The organism is Rhodohalobacter sp., assembly GCF_034521535.1.
GTDB lineage: Bacteria > Bacteroidota > Rhodothermia > Balneolales > Balneolaceae > Rhodohalobacter.
Genome location: NZ_JAXHMF010000002.1, coordinates 545,442 through 567,736, shown reverse-complemented (window position 1 = coordinate 567,736; position 22,295 = coordinate 545,442). Strand labels below are relative to the sequence as shown.

Annotated in this window: 19 protein-coding genes; 7 read left to right on the top strand and 12 right to left on the bottom strand. The window is 44.3% G+C overall.

What is annotated here, in order from left to right; all coding sequences use genetic code 11:
* Window positions 1-61: 61 nt before the first annotated feature.
* The 3 genes from U5K35_RS04810 (at window position 62) to U5K35_RS04800 (ending at window position 3,557) form a co-directional block, all read left to right on the top strand.
* On the top strand, window positions 62-1,966 hold the full coding sequence (locus tag U5K35_RS04810) for a penicillin acylase family protein (protein WP_322570330.1): 1,905 nt from the start codon (window positions 62-64) through the stop codon (window positions 1,964-1,966).
* A 17-nt stretch (window positions 1,967-1,983) separates the two neighbouring features.
* The gene (locus tag U5K35_RS04805; protein WP_322570525.1) at window positions 1,984-2,367 is read left to right on the top strand and encodes a penicillin acylase family protein; all 384 of its coding nucleotides are present in this window, start codon (window positions 1,984-1,986) and stop codon (window positions 2,365-2,367) included.
* A 350-nt stretch (window positions 2,368-2,717) separates the two neighbouring features.
* Window positions 2,718-3,557 carry a bifunctional helix-turn-helix domain-containing protein/methylated-DNA--[protein]-cysteine S-methyltransferase gene (locus U5K35_RS04800; RefSeq protein WP_416221589.1) on the top strand — a complete coding sequence of 280 codons (840 nt, stop codon included), beginning with the start codon at window positions 2,718-2,720 and terminating at the stop codon, window positions 3,555-3,557.
* Between the two features lie 40 nt (window positions 3,558-3,597).
* Here U5K35_RS04800 and U5K35_RS04795 read toward each other — a convergent pair whose 3' ends face one another.
* Window positions 3,598-5,040 carry a SusD/RagB family nutrient-binding outer membrane lipoprotein gene (locus tag U5K35_RS04795; RefSeq protein ID WP_322570328.1) on the bottom strand — a complete coding sequence of 481 codons (1,443 nt, stop codon included), beginning with the start codon at window positions 5,038-5,040 and terminating at the stop codon, window positions 3,598-3,600.
* A gap of 18 nt (window positions 5,041-5,058) precedes the next feature.
* Complete coding sequence (locus U5K35_RS04790) at window positions 5,059-8,139, bottom strand: SusC/RagA family TonB-linked outer membrane protein (RefSeq protein WP_322570524.1); 3,081 nt, start codon at window positions 8,137-8,139, stop codon at window positions 5,059-5,061.
* A gap of 462 nt (window positions 8,140-8,601) precedes the next feature.
* Between U5K35_RS04790 and U5K35_RS04785 the strand changes: the two genes are divergently transcribed.
* A complete protein-coding gene (locus U5K35_RS04785) occupies window positions 8,602-9,951 on the top strand; it encodes a D-alanyl-D-alanine carboxypeptidase (protein ID WP_322570327.1) in 1,350 nt (449 codons plus the stop codon).
* A gap of 806 nt (window positions 9,952-10,757) precedes the next feature.
* On the opposite strand, the gene U5K35_RS04780 is transcribed toward U5K35_RS04785, so the two are convergent.
* Window positions 10,758-12,509, bottom strand: coding sequence for a T9SS type A sorting domain-containing protein (locus tag U5K35_RS04780; RefSeq protein ID WP_322570326.1), 1,752 nt, complete (start codon window positions 12,507-12,509; stop codon window positions 10,758-10,760).
* Between the two features lie 332 nt (window positions 12,510-12,841).
* On the opposite strand from U5K35_RS04780, the gene U5K35_RS04775 reads away from it, so the two are divergent.
* Both U5K35_RS04775 and U5K35_RS04770 read left to right on the top strand, forming a co-directional pair.
* Window positions 12,842-13,825, top strand: coding sequence for a rhodanese-related sulfurtransferase (locus U5K35_RS04775; protein WP_322570325.1), 984 nt, complete (start codon window positions 12,842-12,844; stop codon window positions 13,823-13,825).
* Window positions 13,767-14,654, top strand: coding sequence for a pseudouridine synthase (locus tag U5K35_RS04770; protein WP_322570324.1), 888 nt, complete (start codon window positions 13,767-13,769; stop codon window positions 14,652-14,654). The genes U5K35_RS04775 and U5K35_RS04770 overlap by 59 nt, the downstream gene beginning before the upstream one ends.
* 35 nt (window positions 14,655-14,689) lie before the next feature.
* Here the strand turns inward: U5K35_RS04770 and U5K35_RS04765 are convergent, their stop codons facing one another.
* The 9 genes from U5K35_RS04765 to U5K35_RS04725 form a co-directional block, all read right to left on the bottom strand.
* A complete protein-coding gene (locus U5K35_RS04765) occupies window positions 14,690-15,079 on the bottom strand; it encodes a hypothetical protein (RefSeq protein WP_322570323.1) in 390 nt (129 codons plus the stop codon).
* 437 nt (window positions 15,080-15,516) lie between these two features.
* Entirely contained in the window at window positions 15,517-15,744 is a 228-nt protein-coding gene (locus U5K35_RS04760; RefSeq protein ID WP_322570322.1) for a hypothetical protein, read from the bottom strand.
* Window positions 15,745-15,753: 9 nt separating this feature from the next.
* Entirely contained in the window at window positions 15,754-16,116 is a 363-nt protein-coding gene (locus tag U5K35_RS04755; protein ID WP_322570321.1) for a hypothetical protein, read from the bottom strand.
* Complete coding sequence (locus U5K35_RS04750; RefSeq protein ID WP_322570320.1) at window positions 16,100-16,339, bottom strand: hypothetical protein; 240 nt, start codon at window positions 16,337-16,339, stop codon at window positions 16,100-16,102. Before U5K35_RS04750 ends, U5K35_RS04755 begins: the two co-directional genes overlap by 17 nt.
* Window positions 16,340-16,347: 8 nt before the next feature.
* A complete protein-coding gene (locus U5K35_RS04745) occupies window positions 16,348-16,848 on the bottom strand; it encodes a hypothetical protein (protein WP_322570319.1) in 501 nt (166 codons plus the stop codon).
* Window positions 16,849-17,048: 200 nt separating this feature from the next.
* The gene (gene mdh, locus U5K35_RS04740; RefSeq protein ID WP_322570318.1) at window positions 17,049-18,005 is read right to left on the bottom strand and encodes a malate dehydrogenase; all 957 of its coding nucleotides are present in this window, start codon (window positions 18,003-18,005) and stop codon (window positions 17,049-17,051) included.
* Between the two features lie 132 nt (window positions 18,006-18,137).
* Window positions 18,138-19,007 (bottom strand): NAD(+)/NADH kinase, encoded by an 870-nt coding sequence (locus U5K35_RS04735; RefSeq protein WP_322570317.1) that lies wholly within the window; start codon window positions 19,005-19,007, stop codon window positions 18,138-18,140.
* Window positions 19,004-20,497, bottom strand: a complete 1,494-nt coding sequence (locus tag U5K35_RS04730; RefSeq protein WP_322570316.1) for an ABC transporter substrate-binding protein — start codon at window positions 20,495-20,497, stop codon at window positions 19,004-19,006. The genes U5K35_RS04735 and U5K35_RS04730 overlap by 4 nt, the downstream gene beginning before the upstream one ends.
* Before the next feature lie 2 nt (window positions 20,498-20,499).
* The gene (locus tag U5K35_RS04725; RefSeq protein WP_322570315.1) at window positions 20,500-21,681 is read right to left on the bottom strand and encodes a D-alanine--D-alanine ligase; all 1,182 of its coding nucleotides are present in this window, start codon (window positions 21,679-21,681) and stop codon (window positions 20,500-20,502) included.
* A 152-nt stretch (window positions 21,682-21,833) separates the two neighbouring features.
* Here U5K35_RS04725 and U5K35_RS04720 point away from each other — a divergent pair, with 152 nt between their 5' ends.
* Window positions 21,834-22,286 carry a GxxExxY protein gene (locus U5K35_RS04720; protein ID WP_322570314.1) on the top strand — a complete coding sequence of 151 codons (453 nt, stop codon included), beginning with the start codon at window positions 21,834-21,836 and terminating at the stop codon, window positions 22,284-22,286.
* Window positions 22,287-22,295: the final 9 nt, after the last annotated feature.

Below are 22,295 nucleotides of genomic sequence, written 5' to 3'. Positions count from 1 at the left end.
CGCCTTTGTTCTTTATGATCCTCAAATAATCTTAGTTCTCAAATAAAATCAATCCTTGCTCATGCGATATTTCATACCACTTATCATTGTCTCCATTAGTCTATTTTCATGTGGGGCCTCATCGTCAGTTACAAACGATGATAACCGGCAAATAGAAACTCAAACCGATCCGGATGATCTTTCCCAACAGGTCATCATCCGGCGGACAGAATATGGTGTTCCCCACGTCAATGCCGATAACCTGGAAGCGGCAGGTTTTGCCCTGGGATACCTTCAAATGGAGGATTATGGTGAAAGAGTGGCGGAACTGCTTTTGAAGGCCAGAGGTGAGTGGGCGAAATATAATGATTTGAGCGGTGCTGAAAGATCAGCAGCAATTGACAGTGATGCGTCCAGCAGGCTGGAGCATAAACGGGCTGTAGAAACCTGGCAGGATCTGGAAAAAGATACGCGCGATTTTATTCAGGGCTTTGCAAAAGGTGTCAATCGATATATCGAACTGCATCCGGATGAGTTTGATGACTGGGTGAAACCTCATTATTCGGCTTATGATGTTCATGCCAGAAATATTGTCTCGCCAAGCAGCAGTTCAATCCGCAGATTTCTCTCTGCTTTTGAACGGCAGAAAAACAGGGAAAATGATGATGAGATGGCGATGATCCACAGTTCAAACGAAATCTTTCAGCTTGAGGATCAAACCGTATGGGCCAGGCTTGCGGCACGGTCACAGGAACCCCATCCCGATGTGGGTTCCAATGTGTGGGCGTTTGCACCTGAGCGGACTACGTCAGGAAATGCCATTTTGGTTAGAAATCCACACCTGTCGTGGGATGCAGGATATTATGAAGCGCAAGTAAAAGTGCCGGGTAAATTTAATTTTTACGGCGATTTCAGAATTGGTCAGGCAGTTGGAATCATCGGGGGATTTAATGAAAAACTTGGATGGTCTACCACAAATAACGGCCCCGACCTGGATGAGGTCTACTCGTTTGATGCCGACCCCAACAAGCCGGATCATTTTATTCTGGACGGGGCGTCTGTTCCGCTTGAAAAAGAGTTGGTTACCGTTGAGTACAAATTCGGAAATGCCATCGGTACCGAAACCAGGGAGTTTTGGTCTACGCCGTATGGGCCGGTTATACTCAGGGAAGATGGAAAGATTTACGTGATGAAGTCGGCCGGTAACGGTGAATTCAGAACCGGTGAGCAGTTCTTCAAGATGATGAAGGCACAGAACCTGGATGAGTGGAAAGAGGCGATGCAGATGCGTGCCCGGATTTCATCCAACCTGACCTATGCGGATGCCGATGGGAATATTTATTACGTGTGGAATGCAAGTATGCCCGATCGCCCACACGCGGCCGGCGGAGATACGACCGCGTTTCATGTGACATCTTCTGATGAGATGTGGCAGGATTTTACGGACTGGGAACTGCTGCCACAGCTTGAGAACCCTGAAGGCGGATATCTGAGAAATGAGAATGATACCTATCACTTTACCAATCTGAATGAAGTGTTACGACCGGAAGACTATCCTTCATTCTACCCTGAGCCCATTTTGAGACTTCGCAGCCAGCATTCACTCGAACTGGTTCACAATGATGAAAAATTCTCACTCGAGGATATTGTTGAACTGAAGCACAGCGATAAAATGCTTATGGCTGATCGTGTAAAAGAGGATTTGATTGAAGCCGTTGAGCAGACCGATCCGGAAGGTGAAGTTGCTGAAGCTCTACAACTCATCAAGGATTGGGACAATACGGTAACGAGAGATAGCCGTGGTGGAGTGCTCTTTAAAACGTGGTGGAATCGATACTCTTCATCGGCCGACAGCCAGCGCGTGCAGGGTTCGCCGGCATCAGTAGGCTATTCAGCCACTCCCGAAAAACTGTTTAAAGAGCCCTGGTCGTACGATGATCCGACAACCACACCCCTCATGGCCTTGCTGACTATGAACGCGCTGTAGAATCATTTAAATGGGCTATTGATGAATCCAAAGATCGGTATGGTCACTGGAATTTACCTTGGGGCGAAGTTCACAGAGCTGTAATCGGCGACCTGGACCTTGCAGTCGGCGGATGTACAGGCATGCTTGGCTGCTACAGAGTGATCTGGTATACTGATCATGAAGAGGATGAGCAGAAGCTTCAGGTCCGTGGTGGCGACGGTTGGGTATTTGCAGTCGAGTTTGGCGAGACACCCAGGGCCTATACCATTTTGGCTTATGGACAAAGCAATAAAGAGGATTCACCGCACTACAATGACCAGCTTCAAAACTTTGTCAACAATACGATGACACCCGTGGCATTTACAGATGAAGATGTTGAAAATAGTGTGATAAGGGAATACCGTCCCGGTGTAAAATAGATGATTTCCGTCAGGCCGCTTAGTACGGAATATCAGGTGGAATAAATTTACTAACCTAAGTTCGATTAATAATATCTTGATTTAGATGGTTGAAAGTTCCCCTCCTTTTCAAGGAGGGGATTTAGGGGTGGTTTAATTGATGAATTCAGGACACTAAAGACTCAAAACCCTAAGGCTACCTCCCCTGACCCCTCCTTACACAGGAGGGGAACTCAATAATCAGCATTTTAGAATCGAACTCAGGTTACTACTTAACCTTGGAGGTTTCAAAGACCTCCTAAGGTTTTTTGTTTTCTAAAAACCGCAAGAATCGGGTTTTTGGTTTGACTGAACCTTTCTACATTTCCACTATGAATCCCGACTACGACCGAATAGAAAAAGCGATTAACTATCTTCGCGAGAATTTTAAAAGCCAGCCCCGGCTTGATGAAGTAGCTGCCCACGTTGGATTGAGTTCATACCATTTCCAGAAAATGTTTACCAAGTGGGCCGGAGTCAGTCCTAAAAAGTTTCTGCAGTTTATTAGTGTAGAGTATTCAAAACACCTTCTAAAAAAGAACAGAACCCTGTTTGATGTAAGCCATAAAACCGGATTGTCCGGAACCGGCAGGCTTCACGATCTCTTTGTGAATATCGAAGCGATGACGCCCGGTGAGTATAAAAATGGTGGGGCCGGGTTAACGATTCATTACAGCTTCGGTGAAACACCTTATGGAAAAGTTCTTATTGCATCAACGGAAAAAGGAGTTTGTCATACATCCTTTATTGAGGATGATGAACTGCCGGAAACCATATTAACTCAACATTTTCCTAAAGCAGAACTATTGCGGGATAGAAATGAAGTGCATGATAAGGTGCTGCAGCTTTTTCAGGCGAATCTACAGGAGAAAAAATCGATTCAACTGCATTTAAAAGGGACACCCTTTCAACTCAAAGTTTGGAAGGCACTTCTTGAAATACCTGCAGGTGAAGTAAAAACGTACGGTAATCTGGCTGAAAATATTGGGCATCCGAAAGCATATCGAGCCGTGGGCACAGCCGTAGGACAGAATTCTATAGCATTCATTATTCCCTGCCACAGGGTGATCGCATCAACCGGAGTGATTGGTAATTATCGCTGGGGGAGTGACCGAAAAACGGCCATGTTTGGAAGAGAGGCGGCACAAAATAAAAATGCCCGACTTCAGTGAAGAAGCCGGGCATTAAATAATTTAAGGTTTACTCAGTAAATCACTGGGCATCCCAGAATACTCGATCTGTCATAGACCGGTTAGGTACGTTGGCCTCGTTTCTCTGGAGTTCAGAGTCGGGGTAACGAACCAGTCGAATCATCTCGCCACCCAGTGCTGAGTTTACAGGTGCATCGAAGTCAGCATATTGGTAGTCGTATCGACGAGCATCATTCCATGTTTCCGGATTGAGGAAAGTAGCAATGTACTTCTCCTTCATGATTTCGTCGATGGTTAGGTTGCCGGAACCGACTGAAACAACCGGATCATTCCAGTAGTCATCAATGTCAGCAGGATCGACTCCCAATTTCTCCATATGGGCGCGGATTCCGGCTTCGTAAGCTTCGTAAGCCCTGATATCCTGATTGTCGGCCAGTGCAGCTTCAGCTTCAATAAACTTCAGCTCAGCATAGGTCATGTTTTCCAATGGAGTTGTTGGTTCGGCTGCATAGTAAGAATCTACGGCTAATACAGCTCTGACTCCCTGTTCCGGATCGTTTCCTCGACCGGCACCGTTTGTGGTACCTACATACTCACCAAGTCGCGGATCGGACTCATCGGAAACAGGTTCAGTTATGAACTCAATACGGGGATCGAAAACTCCGTACGTTTCACCGTTCAGATGATCTACTGTTTGCTCAGATAACCATCCGCCCAGTAACAGTCCGGCGTTGTTTACCGCAACCCGGTGCCATGGATTGTTGCTCGCATTGCTATCGTCAAAGAACGCCATTTCGAAGTCTTCATCACTGCTTGAGAAGCCGTTATCTACGGCTGTCAATACAGCACCCGGATCATAAGAACCAAGCTTGCTGTAGTGATTCAGAAAACGAGCCTGAAGTGAATACGCTGTACGTGTCCATGCTGCACGGTCCCCGCCAAAAATCATATCGTCTCCGGAAGGCGATGCAGCAGATTCAGCAGCGTTAAGTTCACTGATCGCATCTTCGATATCCTGAAGGATAACAGTGTAGATGCTTTCAGAACCGTCGTAAGTAGGTTGAAGAATTTCAGAGCTGAATGCTTCTGAGTAAGGTACATCACCAAACATATTTACAAGAAGGCTTAGGTTATATGCTCTGAGAACTTTAGCTACTCCGGAATAGTGAGGAGCACCTAATTCATTTGCTTGTTCAATGAGGATGACCAGGTCGCCAATATTGTTGTAAAGGCTCGACCAGGTTCCACCATATGATACAGGTTCATGAATATCAGTACTGGTAGCTGTATTCGGAGATGCAAAATGCTGAACGAAGAAGGATGTTGTAGATCCAACCCGCTGAGTATTCCGCGTAGTTTCGAACGTAGTCTGATACAACAACCCTTCGATAGGGGCTGAAGTCGGATTGTTCGGGTCATCATTAATGTCTAAGTAGTCACTACACCCTAATGCCATGAGTGTAGTCAATACAAATACAAAGAGTAATTTTATTGATTGTTTCATTGTGTGATACCTCATGGATTAAAAGGAGAAGTTTAGAGAGAATACAAGACTTCTTGTACCCGGATAAGCCAGGTCAACAAGTCCGATCAGGTTACTGCCTGAACTTACAAAAGCTTCAGGATCGTACTGTGAAAATGGAGTCCACAACAAGATGTTGTTTGCAGTTACACCTGCGCGAACTCTTGTAAGTGGTAAGTTTTCAAGTACGGACTGCGGAACTGAATACCCAAGCGCAACACTTCTAAGTTTCATGTAAGAAGCATCTTCAGTTGATTCTTCTACAACTCCGCGGTAAGTATTTCTGTGGTAACCTGCGCCGTAGTTTCTGCCGGATTGTGGATCAGCGCCTTGCCCTAACCACACTTCCTGGGTATTTGGAGTTCCGTCTTCCAACACACCATCAAATACAACATAGTCTTCTCGGTTCAGTGTTTTGGTTGTGTGACCAAAAGCAGCATCCCAGTTATCAAGTTTGTTGTATTTATCAACCCCGTAAACAACGTCCAGGTTAAATGAGAAGTCCCAGCTTCTATAGTTAAATTGATTAAACATATTCCATGTCCAATCCGGTGTAGCATCACCTACAATTTTCGGATCACCGTTAACGACAGGGAATCCATCATCGCCAATAATAATTGGCAGACTTGTATCGATTGTGTTTGACTCGGGATCGGCTCCATAACGGGCATAACTGGTTCCCCAGATTGCACCGTAAGATTCGCCCGGAATCAGCTGCATGAATGGATTATTTACATACGCTGAAATACTTCCGAGGAAAATTGCATCAACTCCATCCCGGATACCTACCACTTCGTTTCGGTTTCTGGTAAAGTTAGAAGTGATGTTCCATTGGAAATCCTGAGAGGTAACCGGTGTAGCGTTTACGGTTAGCTCAATACCTGTATTTTCAATTTCACCGGCATTTGTCACAAATCGTGAAGAACCTGTTGCGTTAGAAACAGGAACAGGGATAATCATATCCTTAGAATTTGCTTTATACCAGGTTAAATCAAAACCTAAACGGTTATTGAAAAAACGTAAATCAAGACCAAACTCAGTAGAGGTTGTGCGCTCAGGTTTCAGATCGGAAGAAGCAATGGTAGCTCCCTTTGTAAAACCGGTCTGTCCTGCAAGTGGAAATATTGAAGGCGCAACAAAAACACTCTGAGTTGAGTAAGGTGGTGCATCTTTACCTACTTCTGCATAAGAAGCGCGAAGTTTACCGTATGTCATCCACTCTGGTGTATCAATCATATCGCTAAATACATAGCCTAAGCTAACAGATGGATAGAAGAATGAACGGTTGTCTTCAGGCAGTGTGGATGTCCAGTCATTACGGCCGGTCACATTTAAGTAAACGATCTCGTTCCAATCTAGATTCAAATCACCGTAAGCACCGATCAATCGTCTTTCAGACAATCTTTGATATATGCTCACATTTGTAGCATTACTGAAATGATTGAACTCCGGAACAACAAAGCCTGATCCATAGGCTCTCACAACGTTGGAAGATCTGTCAAAAACATCATTACCCAGTCTTAAACTCATTCCAATCTCTTCGGTGAGATCAGTATTAATGCTTAATGCGAGGTTAGATGTCAGGTCAGTACTTACAATTCTTTCTTCCTGTCTGTATCCTCCAACACTACTCCAAACGAACTCATTTTCAAGTCCTAATGGACCGGGTTCAATGTCTGTTCGTTCGTCGGTGTATGTATCAATTCCCAAGAGGTACTCAAGAGATAACCAATCTGCAAACTCGTATGAAGTTCGAAGATTACCAATCAAACGGTTCACATCATCAACGTAGGTATTGGTCTCTGCGTCGTAAATTGGGTTACGTCCTGAACCACGTCCATCCCTGCTGTCAGATTTCATTGTTCCATCTTCATGTCTCCAGTCAGTAACATCAGCACTTGTATTCCAATATGATAATCGCGCCATAAAGTTAATAAATGGTACGCGGTTACCGCCTGAGTTAATGTAGTTCGCGCTCGCTGCAACAGTAAGAGGTCCTTGGAAAAGCTCACCTGAAAGACGAATATTAGTCCGATCCCAATCGTTGTTCGGTATAATACCTCTGTTGTTAGAGTGCGAAACAGATGTAAAGAATGTGACATTATCTGTACCACCGGAAACACTAATGGAATTGTCAATGCCGATACCGGTTCTCATGGAATTTTCCCAATTGTTATAATAGGTCAGGTCGGGAGTTTCACTGTAAGGAGCTCCCCAGGCCGGCCAGAATCCGTCGGGAGAAGAAGTAAAACCAAATCCGGGTCCATAAACATCCTGATAGTCCGGTCTGTTAATTACATCTTCACGGCTTACGCTGTGAGAAAAGTCGATTTGAAGGTCTCCGGGCTGTCCTTTTTTAGTGGTTATGATGATTGCACCGTTTGCGGCACGCACTCCGTAGAGAGCAGTGGCAGGTGCACTTTTGAGGACAGAGACGGATTCAATATCATTTGGATTCAAATCCATCGCACGGTTTGATAAACCGCGAACATTAATGGCAGCTTCATTTGTAGAGTTATCTATGGGTACACCATCTACAACAAAAAGCGGCTGGTTGTTTGCACCGGGGTCAAGAGATGTAAATCCACGAATAAAGATTTGAGATCCCTGGCCGGCTCCACCACCACCCTGGTTAATTTGCACACCGGAAACTTGTCCCTGAAGTGCGTTTAATAGGTTAGCCGATCCGGTTCGTCCGATATCCTCGGCACTTACGTCCTGGATTGAGTAACCGATTGAGCGGCTTTCTCTTTCAACACCAAAAGCAGTTACGATAACTTCTCCGAGCTCATCAACTGCTGCAGACATTTCAAAGTTTGCGATAACCTCTTCGCCGTCATTAACCGTAATGGTTTGCCGCACTGTAGAAAAACCCACATAGCGAGCCTCAATACGATAGTCTCCGGCGGGGACGTTCGATAGTAAATAGGTTCCGTCCGGGCCAGTTGCATCGCCAATATTAAGCGATGGAATGACCACATTCACACCAATAAGCTCTTCGCCTGTGTCTGCATCTGTAACCGTACCTGAAACTGAGCCTTGAGCAAAGGCCTGAGTGGCAGAGAACAGAAGGAAACACACGAGCAAAGAGAGCAATTTGAATTGTAGCATCTTTTGCATAATTCTCCTTTTTTCTTTGATTGATTGGTTTGGTAGATGAAAGGCTGCCGGATACATTTTTTGCACCCGGTAATCTTTTCCCATCTTATTTTTTTTGAGCAAATTTCGGTTTTGTAGAGTATTACCGAAATAACACACCTTATATTCAATAATATCTTGTAAATATTCAAACGGAATCTTCCTTTTCCGTTTGTCCGGAAGAAGCCGCTAAAATGAGATAATAATGCAGGATATATTGATGCTTATAATTTGTATAAATGGCTGTTAATTAATTTTATACGCGATATTCTATTTTTTATGGAAGCGCTTGTTTAGGCAAATAGTAACGAAAGTTTTTACAAATTTTCTTATTCAAAACTTTCATTTTAGAGCACGAGCCTTTACTCTGATCAAACGAACTTTTCATTTAATGTACATTCCTCTATGCGGCAACTGCTTACCATTTCTGTCCTATTTGTTTTTCTGGCTTCATGTAAATCCACGGAAATACCGGCTTCGGTTGAACCAAGCAGTGATCTGCCGATCCATACCCTCTTTGAGGAATCTGAAGCATTTTCCCAAAGTATGACCGGTTTTGCACTTTATGATCCGGAATCTGATTCATTGTTGTACGAACGGGATTCAGATCAATTCTATGTACCGGCGTCGAACACAAAAATGTTAACGCTATACGCCTCGCTAAAAGCCCTGCCCGATACACTTCCTTCTCTCCGCTACACTGTACGGGATGATACGCTCTATTTTCAGGGAACGGGCGATCCGGGATTTTTAAATCCCAATTTTGATTTCACAGAGTCGTACGAGTTTCTATCCGGAAGGGATGAGGTGCTGGTTTTTACGGATCAAAATTATACGGATGAACATTTTGGGGCAGGCTGGGCCTGGGACTGGTATCCGGCCGCCTATGCTCCCGAGAAATCGCCGTTTCCGATATACGGTAATATGATGCGGCTGCAAACTGAACAGGTCGCCTTGGTTCAATTGAATGAGGAGACTCCGGTTAAGCCTGATTTTTTTGAACGATACATCAATCGGGATGAATGGAACGGTGAGGAAATTCAGCTGGTAAGACGGTCGCACCGATCGAACGATATTCTCTACACACCCAAGGCAGACACAGCAAGACAGGAACGTAACGTGCCGTTTGTGTATGACAATGAGCTTCTCGTGGAGATGCTGTCTGATACATTAGGCAGAGATGTGCACTATGCTGAATCAGTTGATCTGGCATTTAATGAGACGATCTACAGCACACCGGCCGACTCACTTTATAAACGGTTTATGGTGGTGAGTGATAACTTTATAGCTGAACAGCTGTTGTTGATGATTTCCGAACAGGAGTTTGGAGAGATGAATACGTCTCGTGCAATCCGGCATGTACTTGATGAATATTTTGAGGATCTGCCTCAGAGGCCAAACTGGCGAGACGGATCAGGCTTGACAAAATACAATCTGATTACTCCTCATTCCCTGGTCGTTCTGCTCGAAAAAATGATGGATGAGTTTGGTGAAGAGAAAACGCTTGGGTACTTCCCGATTGGCGGCGTGCGCGGGACCATCAGCGGACTTTATAAGGCCCCGGAAGGTGAGGATCCGTACGTCTATGCCAAAACAGGAACCCTGAGTAACACCACGGCTCTCAGTGGATATATCTTCACCGATTCCGGACGACGGCTAAACTTCAGTTTTCTGAATAATAACTACGTGATCAGCAGCAACCAGATGAGGCTCGAAATGCAAAAAGTTCTCGAATTTATCAAAGAAAACTACTGATGAATTTGGCTGAGGGTACTCGTGGCACGACTTAAAGGTTTGCCACGAGGCTTAAAAAGATTAACTCCGTAGGAGTGGCTCGTCAATTGCCCGGGGTTTCAACCCCGGGAATAAATTGAGCACACCTTTTCCCGCCGAAGAGAGGGCGTTGCTGGTAAGGAATAAAGATAGAGGCGGGTATGACAACAGCCGTGATTCAAAAAAACCTTTAAGGTATGGTTTAAATCTCTTGATCAAACCCGTCGGTCCGTTAGAAGAGTTCTGACGGTGACCGGAGCATTAAACCACACTTGGCACAGCTCAAAGCCATACCAAGATCGTTTTTATGCAGCAGAGCTGCATGCTTGTCGTCTCGGAGCGGAGCTCTGGGACGAGGGATGGGCAAGGATTCCACGTCGAGGTTTTGATTTATTCTGCAGTTCGTACTTCCACTTACACACCCCTCGCTCAATTCAACAAGCTTCGCTTTTGACTTGAGCCTTTCCCCTCTCAAGCCACACCTGGTCCCGATTTTTCGGGGAGGGGATTTCTTATAGTCTCTCCTAATGAGAGAAGATATAATCCGGAATACCCAACGCTGGGTGAATTTTGGATCACCCCGGCGGGGTGGCCTGTTTATAGAATGAGGAAGGTGTAAATAAATCACCGCCGAATAGAGAGCGTAGTTTGGAGCTTTGTATATAAAAGAGGCGGTGCTTGCAAAGATAGTTTTTATGCAGCAGAGCTGCGTTCTTGTCGTCACGGAGCGGAGCTCCATGACGAGGGGGGAGAACGGCGAAATCCAAAAATCCGCTTAATCCGCGTCTCTACTTGATTAGCAGCATTTTCTTGTCCATTACAGTCTGATCGGTTGTGATTCTGTAAATGTACATTCCGGATGCAAGTCCGCTGCCGTCAAAATCAACGGAATAAAAACCGGCAGAGTGATCCCCATCCACTAAAGTTTGAATTTTGCGTCCGACTACATCAAATACCTCAATTTTAACCGGCTGGGTTTCCGTGATGGCATATTCAATCTTTGTGCTCGGATTGAACGGGTTTGGAAAATTTTGAGCAACCAGATCCTCTTCAGGCAGGACTGATGAAACATTGAGCAGGTAATTGGCCGTCCCTGTCCGGTTTGTGTTTACAACGGCAATGGTAATATCGGTAAGGTCTTCCCACGCCCAGGTTGTTTGTAAAGACTGAATTTCACTATCGGATTGGAGGGCTAACTGAACATCCGTACTCCCATCTCTGAAATATCCAATGACTCCAAGACCAATGCCTGTAGCGTCAGATTCAAGGGTGAACTGAGGCTGACCGAGAGCAACATTTGATGGTGATGCCTCAATAAAATGAGCGGCCATTGAGCGGAGGGTAAATCCGTTGGTTTGTCCCGGAGCAATACCGAGATTATTGGAAAAATTTGGTGTAGGGTAGTTTTCACGATCCTCAAAACCGAAATCAAAGGCCGAGTAGATCGGGCCGGATGCAATATGCCAAAGCATGTTGTTCAGGTGGTCTCGCTCCAAAGTTCGCCCTTGATCGATCAGTGACTCATCCACTGCATCAAAAAACGATTTGGTTCTGTCTTCGATAAACTGTTCCCAAACATCTACCCAGAATTCCATCCCATACTGTTCGGCAAAGTAGAGCATCCAGGTCATATGCCAGTAGGCTCCCGGTGTTGCGGAGCCGGGGGCTCCGAAAATAGACAGGCTGTTGGGTTCATCCGATTCAAAATCCTCTTTGATGTAGTTATAGTAATCGTCCACGTCAGGATAGACGATCTCTTCCATCAAGGTAGCGTCCATCTCAATCCAGTCGAAGCTTCCTGCACTTCCATCCCATCCGTTGGTTGCATATTGAACAGCGTGTTTGATTTCGTGGGCGATGGTGGCGTATAGAGCACCGATTACATCCCCGTCCGGATGAGCGTTTTCAGGGAAGTTCTCAAAGTTGTTGTTGATGGTGATAAAAGAGGAGGAGCCGGATGACGTGGTGGTGCCATAAAAAATAATATCTTCAAAGTATATCTCATAGGGTTCACTTCGCAGAAAATCGACAAAACCGAGTTCTTCAATCTGATAGCGGTACGATGAATCTGCCGATTCTGCAGCCAGATAGATATAATCCGGAATACCTGGCTCGATGGTACTCTCTGCTGGAACTGCATTCTCCCCTTCGGTTTCGTAGTAGAGTACAAAGTTACCTGAAGCGGATAGATACTCCTCAAGGTGCGAAGTTTCAGGTCGCTCAAAATAGGGTTCAATTTCAGCAATTGTTGTTGCCGGCAGTTGATCTTTTAGGTGAAGAAACTCGGCGTGAAGGGGAACCGTGCATTTGATAGGCGCATGCTCTGCTTCAGCGTGCAGTTGTTGATGAGATTCACCGGATCGATATGTAAATCTGAGTTTTTCGATCAGCGCGGTTTCTCTTGAAATCTCTCCCCGATTCAGCGCCTCATCAAGTTCTCTGAAAACCGGATGCTGAACAGTCTGGGCCAAACTGTCGACGGATACGACGTTTAGTCCAATCAAGAGGAATAGTAAAATCAGATATTTAGAGTAGCGCATGTTTTAAAACAAAGAGAGACAATAATGTATGGAATAATTCGTAATTTTAAGGCTGAGTAAAATCAGGGAAAATCTTGAGTTTGACTAATAAATTTGATTACTGAGTTCCCCTCCTGTGTAAGGAGGGGCAAGGGGTGGTAGCCTTAGGACTTAAAGTCTTTAATGTTATGAAATCACCGATTAAATCTCCCCAAAATCCCCTCCTTGAAAATGAGGAGACTTTCGACTACTTAATTGACATTTATAGATCAAGCTCAAAATATTTCCAGGCTCAGTAAAGTTAACACAGAAACAGAAGTATAACGACTCCAGCTAATAAAACGTCTATTTCCATGCAGTACGAAGTTATTCTCTACTACAACTTCAAACATATCGAAAATCCTGAACAGTTTTGTGAGGATCACAAAACCTTTTTGAAAGACCTGGGTGCAAAGGGCCGCGTGTATATCAGCGATGAAGGCTTAAACGGTACTTTGGGCGGCACGCCGGAACAGATGCAGGCTTATAAGGAGTACGTCTGGAGTCTGCCGGGATTTGAAGACACAGAGTTTAAAACGGACATGCACGACACCGTGCCGTTTGCCAAACTGAAGTGTAAAGTGCGGGAAGAGATTGTGGCACTTCACATGGACGAGGTAAATCCTGAAGATGGAGGATATCATATGCCTCCAAATGAATGGAGAGAGACGATGGAATCCGGAGAGGATTATGTGATGATCGATGTCCGTAACGACTACGAATCAAAAGTGGGCCACTTTGAGGGCGCAGTTAAACCTCAGGTTGAAAACTTTTTCGATTTTCCGAAGTGGCTTGAGGAGAAAGAGCAGGAGATTCCAAAAGACAAGAAAGTTTTGATGTACTGCACGGGCGGCATTCGCTGCGAAAAGTTCTCCGTTCTGATGAAGAAGAAGGGATGGGAAGATGTGAATCAGCTCCACGGCGGTATTCTAAATTACGCGAAGGAAGAGGGTGGCGAGCACTTTAAGGGAAAATGTTTTGTGTTTGATGATCGCCTCGTCGTGCCGGTGAATAAAGACAATCTGGAGCCGGTCGCCCACTGCGAAATTACCGGGAAGCCGGCCGATAACTACATCAACTGCGCAAATATGGAGTGCAACAAGCTTTTTGTCTGCTCCGAAGAGGGTGCCCGGCTGATGGAAGGCTGCTGCAGCGAAGAGTGTAAACAGAGTGAATTCAAACGACCTTTTGATGCGGAAAACGCGTTCCGCCCGTTCAGAAAATGGTATAACTACTTTGATGACGAATTTAAAGATAGAGAGATCAGCGTGCCCGGTTCGGGTGGTTGCTCCGTATGAGCTGACCCGCAAGATCAAAATTAAACCGGCTGATGCGGGAAAGACCGTGCTCGATTTCTTTGATGAGCGATTTCCCTACCTGGGACGCGATTGCTGGCTGGACCGCATTGATCGTGGCTGGATCTTGGAGAACGGCATTCCTGTATCATACGCCGATATTCTGAAAGAAAATCGGGAACTGCATCACTACTCCCCGAAAGTAAAAGAGCCGGCCGTAGCATCGGATATCCGTGTATTGGACGAGACCGATAACTGGCTGGCCGTTTACAAACCGGCGCCTCTGCCTATGCACCCCGGCGGCAGATATAATAAAAACACACTCCTCTACATGCTCAGTGAGATGGGCTATGAGCATCTGAAAATGGTGCACCGGCTGGATTCGGTGACGTCCGGTGTGGTTCTGCTGGCAAAGCATAAAGAATCAGCGAAAGAGTTAAGAGCTGCTTTTGAAGCGGGAGAGGTTCGAAAAGTGTACCATGCGGTTGTAGCCGGTGAGATGCGAGAGCCCATTGTTGTAACAGCACCGATTCGACGAAAGAGAGGATTTGTATTTGAGTGCGGTGAGGATTTACCCGGAGCGAAGCCCGCTACGACAAAGTTCTTTCCGGAAGAAGTGGTTGACGGAAAGACGATTGTGCGATGTGAACCTGTTACCGGACGAACCCACCAGATTCGCCTCCACTTGAAACACTCCGGATTTCCTATTTTTGATGATCCGATCTACGGACCAAACGGAGATGACAGCGGCCTAAAACTACAAAACTCCGCAATTAGCTTGCGGAGTTCCGGGTTGGAGATTCGTGGGTTGGGGGTTTTAGTGAGTATTTAGTTTTCGTAAACACTCATTTGTTGAAAATAATATTGCTATTGAGATATGCCTTGAGCTGCCTGATCAGCATACTCTTGTGCTTGACAATCATATTTAATATCAGGCGTTCCTCTTAAATTGTAAATCAAATGTTTGATACCTTTGATAGTATTTCCAATTAATACTGAACCATTAATTACTGCATTACCTCCCATATCTAATTCAAAGGCATTTTCAAAAATGACTAAACCGTCAAATTGGAAACTTCCTTTAGCATCAATCCCTCCATCAGTTATTTCACCGTCAACTTCAATTTTTCCACTATTTCTTACAATTAATAATTCCATGATCCTTGTGATTACCAGCTGACCTTCAGATTTAATATTATTTACAACGTATATACCTGGGTTGTCAGCAGTTCCTAAATCATCCTTTATAGCTTCCATCGTACAGATAGTCTTGCGCATAGGTAGCTAGAGTTTCAATTAGATTTCGAAAACTTCATCAAATTTAAATCCCTCTTAAATTCTAAGGTCGGGATCTCCTGCTACACTAGAAGATCACCGGAAGCATTATTCACGTATCTTCATACTCATCATTAGATGTGATTAATCATTACACCTGGAACTATGCAGGTTCACAGCTCTGTACTATCGCATCATTACCATCAATTCCAGCGATTTCCACTTACCGTAAAATTAAACAGTCATCAGGATCTTCGTCATCACATAAACCCAAAGCAGCAATGAAATGTTGGAACCACTGCTGCTTGCTCTGCTTTGAAAGTAACAGTGTAATTTCTTGTGTTTGGTTATTAAATGTTCCTGTAGATATCAATCTAATATTGATCATCTGATCAGATATCTCTTAACAGATACGAGAACTATCTCCACCACCAATATGTAAAGTTGTCATTTCTCCAGTCTTCATCAGCAATCATTTCCTGAATGGCAAGTTCAGTTCCCATATAGGCAATATTTTTTGCCTGCGCGGTTTCAGCGTAGTTCGTGGAATGGCCGGCCAAATTATTCAGGCCTCCAAAAACGGATGTTTGTGTGATGCCGAGCGAAATCAATACGCCGGCTACAATAATAAGCATGGCTCGTCCCATAGGATTACCTCATAAGTTTAAATTTGGCGGAGTAAATACTCTGTGCCAGGATGATGTTGTGAATTGGTTATTGCGGCCGGTACCTTCTCTCGGCTGCACTTCCAGTATGACTTCAATTCTGTTTATGTTATCTGTATTGTGCATGTACGGGATGTCATAGACATGTCGGATGCCGAAGCTATCAAAGTTGTAGTACTTAATTTCAAATCGGGTCACACCTACGTTAATTTCTTGTATATCTGTACCTTCAATTCGAACCAGTGTCCGATGGTTTGCATTGTTTGAACCTGCAAGAGAACCGGATTCAAGTCTCCAGGTTACAGTTTCTTCACTACCTGAATTATCCAGATTGGCCTTAAATCTGAATTTCATCCTCTTTAGCAATTTCAATTGGATTATCAATCGGTTCATCAGTATCATAGCCAATCTTTGGAAAATCATATTGGATCAAATCACTGATGGCACTCACATGGTTTTGGCTCATGGTATGCAGTGAGATATCCTGGGTGCTCTGACTCATTCTCAAATTCATGGATACGATTGAGAGCATCAGAAGCGCGGCGATAATAAAACTTGTAACTAAGCCTAAGTTCATAATTTCTCTCAGTTGGTATTATTGTAAACCCGAATGTAGCTCAGATTCACGTCATTCATCATGGATTCGTTCGTGACTGTAACTGTAATTCTTTTAAATCTCGTTTTCGAACCCGTTGTAGAGGAAGTACCGTCTGAGGCTACGTCCATATATTCAACCACTGATGAAAGTTCAAAATTACCTAAATCAGAAGGGATCGTCTCAGTGAAATCGTTAAACTCTTCAAAAGCGACAATAGCCTGCCGATCTTTGTTAAATTCAGGTATTGGATTTGATACAAAATCGTCGGGGACATCGTCAGGTATGGTGTTGCCTTTAGTAGCGGCATCGAAAGGAACTGTTTTGGAAAACTCGATCAGATCCTGTGCGATGGAAACAGCACGTACTTCAACTTCTGAGCTCACTCTTACGGTATCGTTGTTGAGCATGAAGCGATTTGCCGTAGTAAGCACTAAAGCAAAAATAATCATGGCTCCCATGACCTGTATGACTTCAGTATATCCCATCATAGCGTTATCGGTTAAATTAAATGTTTTGGTTTCAGCTTCTATGAGCTGAGCTACCATCTACAGTATAAAGAGAATAAACCTTGGTTTTTGTTACAGTTTTCTTAATTGAGGGGCTCTGCGATTAAAAAACCCCAATACGGCGGGGCCATATTGGGGCTTAAATGCAAGTAGTGAAGACTAAGCCTTCTTTTATTTGCGGTTTATTTGTCCATCAGCTTTTTGAAGTCTTCCAACGTGGAGCGGACTGCTTTTTCTGATGCTCTTAAAAGTTCGGTTTCTGATTCGTCTAAATCAACCTCAATAATTTCCTTAATTCCACCGTGACCCAGTTTAACCGGCACGCCGAGGAAAATATCTTTAATGTCGTATTCTCCTTCCAGCAACACGGCACATGGGAATATACGATTCTGATCGAGCATTATTGCCTCAACCATCTGTGCAGCTGCTGCACCGGGTGCATACCATGCGGATGTTCCCATCAGGCCAACGATCTCGCCGCCGCCTTTTTTGGTTCGCTCAACAATAGCGTCCAGCTTGTCCTTGTCAATTAACTGAGTGACCGGAATTCCGGAAACGGTTGTATAACGAGGCAATGGAACCATGGTGTCTCCGTGTCCGCCCATCAAGAGAGATTGGATATCTTTAGGTGATACATCCAGCTCTTGCGCTAAAAAGGCTCTGAAACGGGCAGTATCCAGGATACCGGCCATTCCCATCACTTTATTTTTATCCAGTCCGCTTGCTGTGTGAGCAACATAGGTCATCACATCCAATGGATTGGAAACAACGATAATAATGGTATCGGGTGAGTGTTTTATCAATTGCTCAGTTACACCCTTTACAATTTTACTGTTAATTTCGAGCAGATCATCACGGCTCATTCCTGGTTTTCTTGGCACACCGGCAGTAATTACACAAACATCGGATCCCTTGGTGTCTTCATAATCAACGGTTCCGGTCAGGCGTGTATCAAATCCAGAGATAGGTGATGCTTCCCACTGGTCAAGCGCGCGACCTTTTGACGGGTAAAACGTTTTATCTCCATCTTTCTTTTCAATATCAACCATTATAACTTCTTTGGCGAAATCCCGTTCAGCAATACTTAATGCTACGGTTGAGCCAACATTTCCACCGGCTCCTACAACTGTTACTTTCATGATTTTTCTGTTTTTTAGTTAGAAATAAATTATTTCGATAGAATCTTTAGCATTTCAAGTAGTTTCCCCTGAAAAATGCCCTTCTTTAAAATAACGGAAAAATGAGTGGAATTGAAGTAATTTTGGAGATCTTTATCCTTTTCTTCGATCCATTCCCCACATCAGCTTGTTTCGCAATGTTTCAAAGTAGTTTTGCTCGGGAAGCTGAATTAACTGAATGGTATAGTCACTTCGTTTGATCTCTACCTCGAATTCCGTTTCACTGGGCTGAATGATGCCATCGTAGGCAAATAGCGTATGTTTGCCGCTCTCAGCACTTCTGATGGTTAGAGTGTTGTGATCGGGAAGTACAAGCGGCCGGGTTGTTAAGGTGTGCGGATTGATGGGAGTTAGCAGCATTACGGGAGTGGATGGCATTACAATCGGTCCGCCGGCAGATAGGTTATAGGCGGTAGAACCGGTTGGAGTAGATACCAGAAGTCCGTCTGCCCAGTAGTCGTTGATAAACTCTCCATTGTAATCCGCGCTTAGCGTAATCATCGAAGAGGTATCTTTTTTTGTAAACAGAAATTCATTCAGGGCAAAGTAGGTATTTCCTTCGTTTGAAGTCGCCTGGAGCAGTCTTCGACGGTCAATCTTGTAGTTTTCAGCCGAAATTTGATCAAGTGCGTGATGAATGAAATCCGGCTGGATATTTGCCATAAATCCAAGTTTACCAGAATTGATGCCCAATACCGGCTTGTCGATCTCTTTGATAAGGTGCGCCGTGTGGAGCAGGGTTCCGTCACCGCCAATGGCAATGATGATATCCGAATTCCGGACAGCTTCAATTTCTGTTTTTACCGTATTTACGTGGCTTGGCCAGCTCACTTTTGGAAATTGAGACTGAAGCGATTCCGTTAAAGAGATGGTGTGTTTGTTCGTTGAACACCACTCAAAAACTTGCTCAACAGGCTTCTGTATAGAGTATTTTTCCGGATTTGCAAGAATGCAAAATTTCATGAAGCATCCTGTTCTGGGCGGTCTACAGTCAGTCCTTCCAGTGGGAGTAGCCACGGAACGGATGATGGCACAATCCCATCAATAAAACTATGGTGAATGCCAATTATTACTGACTCTGCCGACAGCCAGTAGCCTGCGTAATTTCTGCCGTTAAAGAATGGATAGTGGAAAGAGTCTGTCCACCGGCTGTAAAGTGAAGTCTCCGGTGTAACGGCCCGGATATCCAGAAATGCCAGCTTTGTCTCAGGCTGGAATACACTGTTGTTGATATCGGTTAAGAGGGTTTTTGCAAAAGGATTATCCGTAAACGGGATGTACAATTCAGATGGAGTCTCTGCCAGAGAATCAGCATCGGATGCTTCAAAAGGTTCAAATGAAACTGTACCCGTTGAAGTGAATTGATCTGCATTCAGTTCAGATAATTGATTTTTAACGTAATCCATGTTCTGCTCACTGTTCTGATTCACATAGATCATAGTAAGTCGCTTGGCACTATTTTGAACCAGAGTGAATTGATTTTCATAAGCTGCGTTGAGATTATAACCATCAACGGTTACCTGCTTTTTTATCTGAGGTCCTAATTCAGGCATCCAGTCGATGTTTTCCCGGGCAAAACTCTGAAACATTTCTGATTCTGAAGATTGATACACAAAGTCGATTCGATTTACAGGATACTTTTCAATTTGATCAGTAAATCGTGGTGAGGGTTTACGTGACAGAACAATTTCTCCTTCAGTTGCAGAATTCAGAACGTAAGCACCGGTACCAACGGGTGCGTTTTTCAGGCTATTATCGCTGTTTTGTGCCGCCTCTCTCGGGTAGATGGATAAATATGGAGATGCCAGCTTATGAAGAAAAGTATCGTCCGGTTGTTTGAGCGTGATGCGAATGGTTTCAGCATCTACAACTTCTATTCCTGTAATTCGGTCTAAAACACGTTTTGATTCATCATAAATGGTGCGCTGTTCAATAAAATAATTTTCGTACCCGGAGATATTCATCAACAGCTGCGATGCTGTTGGTGGCACATGAGATTTTGCAGTTCTTTCAAAAGCCCAGCGAATATCGTCTGCCTGGATCCGGCGTCCTACACCGGCACCAAATACGTTACTGTCGTGAAAGTAGAGATCCCTGTTGATTGTCAATTCATATTGGCGGCCGTCTTCCGAAACTGAATAATCACTCACCAAAGCCGGCTCCGGTTCACCTTCCGGATTCAGTTTAAACAATCCGTCATAAATCAAAGCGATTACGCGCAATGTGCTCAGATTATCGGCAAACAGCGGATCGAAGTTTGTAATGGGTTCCAGGGTTCCCACTCTTAGCTGCTGGAATTCATCTCTCGGTTGTGTTGATTCGTCTCCATCCTGAGCAGTTGCGGATTCAGGAGACTGTTCCACAACGGTTACGGTGTCTGTTGTTCCGCAACCATACAAAAGAATCATCAGTGGAAGCAGAATCAGTAGTTTTTTTGATAGTGTATTATTCATAGCTATTTATTGCCTTTTAGACCTTTAATCCCTTTAACAGCTTTCTGACTGAGTAAGTTTGTTTCGTAAGTGAGAACACGGCCGTTTTTCTTTTGATGGGTTGAGACGGCGAGTTTGATCAACTCCTGAAGCAGCTGATCAAAATCTATCCCCGACTCTTTCCATAAATAGAACGAGAAAGATCCCGGAATGGTGTTGATCTCATTGAAATAGAAGTTTTCCGTGTTTGATTCAACCAAAAAATCTAGCCGGGCAAGGCCGCTGCAGTTAAACAGCCCGAATACCTTTTTTGATGTATCCTGAATAGATGAAGAGAGAGAGTCCGGTATATCAGCGGGAATAACCCGATCTGCTGACGCCATTCCCTTGGCGGCATCATCGCGCATATATTTGTCTTTGAACGAAAGGAGCTCTTCGGTTCCCATTGGTCTTTCGCAGACGCTAGCCCTGCAATCCCGGGAAGAACCCATCACCGAACAGTTGATTTCGGTCAGGGGTGAGATCGCCTTTTCTACCAAAAGATGTTCATCAAAGCGGAATGCAATTTCAACGGCTTCTATCAGTGTCTCTTGATCGGGGCAAACTTTCACTCCGATGCTGCTGCCAAGATGAACCGGTTTTACGATAACCGGGTAGTTCAACTTGTCAATTTCGTTTAAAATGTTGTCTTGCTCATCCACCCACTGATTTTCAAAAAAGTCGGTTCCGTCTACAACAGGTATTCCCGCTGATTTGCAGAGCGCTTTTGCGGTTACCTTGTCCATTCCCACGGCAGAGCCCATCACACCGCTGCCGGTATAGGGAATGTTGTACATTTCACAAACGCCCTGAAACGATCCGTTTTCGCCGGCTGCACCATGAAATGCGGTCAGTACGGCGTGTATGATGTACTCCTCATTTTTTGAAAAAAGTCCGCTTTTAACTTCAGTTAGAATAGCTTGTCCCAATTCGTTGTGCGTGAAATGGCAGGAGGAGGCTTGCTTGGTCAGCTTATCAAGATCCTCGTAGTGCTTCAGGTCAAGCAGGTATTCTCCGGAGTACCATTTTCCATTTTTTGCAATGTAGAGCGGACGAATTTTGTAGGGTGAGTTTTCAAGTGCTGAAATTGCCTGCATGGCCGTAAGAACGGATACTTCATGTTCCGGTGAGGCACCGCCAAATGCAACGATTAGATTTTTTTCCATGATCTGTTAATGAATTTGTTGGATGATACAAAGTTCACCCTTTAATTAACAGACTTGAGGCGGTCAAGTTTCAATGGGGGTATTTTTGAGGGAGCCGCAGATTTTATCACTGATTACGTTGATTGCGCTTATTACTTGAACTCAGATAATTTATGAGGAGAAAGTTTGTAAGGTTGTTGCTCTTTTCGGGTCTTACAGATAAAACCGGAAAAGTGAGTTACATCAAACCAGAATACAAGCACAGTAAATTGACTGGCGCTATTTTAGGCTGTGCTTTTGAGGTTTACAATGAACTGGGCATGGGTTTTCCTGAAAAAATCTATCAGAGAAGTCTTGAATTAGAATTCAAGAATGCTGGCTTAAGTATAGATCGTGAATATACCATTCCTGTTTATTTTAAAGGCGTGCTCGTCGGTAAAAGACGACTGGATTTTGTTGTTAACAAAAAAGTTGTCGTAGAAATTAAAGCTCGCCCTTACCTACACGATGCTGACTTTATTCAACTCCGTAACTATCTCAAAATGGCGAAATTGGAAATAGGACTGCTTATGAACTTTGGGTCCACATCAGTCCAATACAGGCGTTGTATTCAATCAATTAATTAAAACTGAGCC

Bases quoted from the DNA above. Each gene is read 5' to 3' on its own strand.
- U5K35_RS04810 (WP_322570330.1), top strand. From the start codon at position 62: ATGCGATATTTCATACCACTTATCATTGTCTCCATTAGTCTATTTTCA.
- U5K35_RS04800 (WP_416221589.1), top strand. From the start codon at position 2,718: ATGAATCCCGACTACGACCGAATAGAAAAAGCGATTAACTATCTTCGC.
- U5K35_RS04795 (WP_322570328.1), bottom strand. From the start codon at position 5,040: ATGAAACAATCAATAAAATTACTCTTTGTATTTGTATTGACTACACTC.
- U5K35_RS04785 (WP_322570327.1), top strand. From the start codon at position 8,602: ATGCGGCAACTGCTTACCATTTCTGTCCTATTTGTTTTTCTGGCTTCA.
- U5K35_RS04780 (WP_322570326.1), bottom strand. From the start codon at position 12,509: ATGCGCTACTCTAAATATCTGATTTTACTATTCCTCTTGATTGGACTA.
- U5K35_RS04775 (WP_322570325.1), top strand. From the start codon at position 12,842: ATGCAGTACGAAGTTATTCTCTACTACAACTTCAAACATATCGAAAAT.
- U5K35_RS04770 (WP_322570324.1), top strand. From the start codon at position 13,767: ATGACGAATTTAAAGATAGAGAGATCAGCGTGCCCGGTTCGGGTGGTT.
- U5K35_RS04765 (WP_322570323.1), bottom strand. From the start codon at position 15,079: ATGGAAGCTATAAAGGATGATTTAGGAACTGCTGACAACCCAGGTATA.
- U5K35_RS04760 (WP_322570322.1), bottom strand. From the start codon at position 15,744: ATGGGACGAGCCATGCTTATTATTGTAGCCGGCGTATTGATTTCGCTC.
- U5K35_RS04755 (WP_322570321.1), bottom strand. From the start codon at position 16,116: ATGAAATTCAGATTTAAGGCCAATCTGGATAATTCAGGTAGTGAAGAA.
- U5K35_RS04750 (WP_322570320.1), bottom strand. From the start codon at position 16,339: ATGAACTTAGGCTTAGTTACAAGTTTTATTATCGCCGCGCTTCTGATG.
- U5K35_RS04745 (WP_322570319.1), bottom strand. From the start codon at position 16,848: ATGATGGGATATACTGAAGTCATACAGGTCATGGGAGCCATGATTATT.
- mdh (WP_322570318.1), bottom strand. From the start codon at position 18,005: ATGAAAGTAACAGTTGTAGGAGCCGGTGGAAATGTTGGCTCAACCGTA.
- U5K35_RS04735 (WP_322570317.1), bottom strand. From the start codon at position 19,007: ATGAAATTTTGCATTCTTGCAAATCCGGAAAAATACTCTATACAGAAG.
- U5K35_RS04730 (WP_322570316.1), bottom strand. From the start codon at position 20,497: ATGAATAATACACTATCAAAAAAACTACTGATTCTGCTTCCACTGATG.
- U5K35_RS04725 (WP_322570315.1), bottom strand. From the start codon at position 21,681: ATGGAAAAAAATCTAATCGTTGCATTTGGCGGTGCCTCACCGGAACAT.
- U5K35_RS04720 (WP_322570314.1), top strand. From the start codon at position 21,834: ATGAGGAGAAAGTTTGTAAGGTTGTTGCTCTTTTCGGGTCTTACAGAT.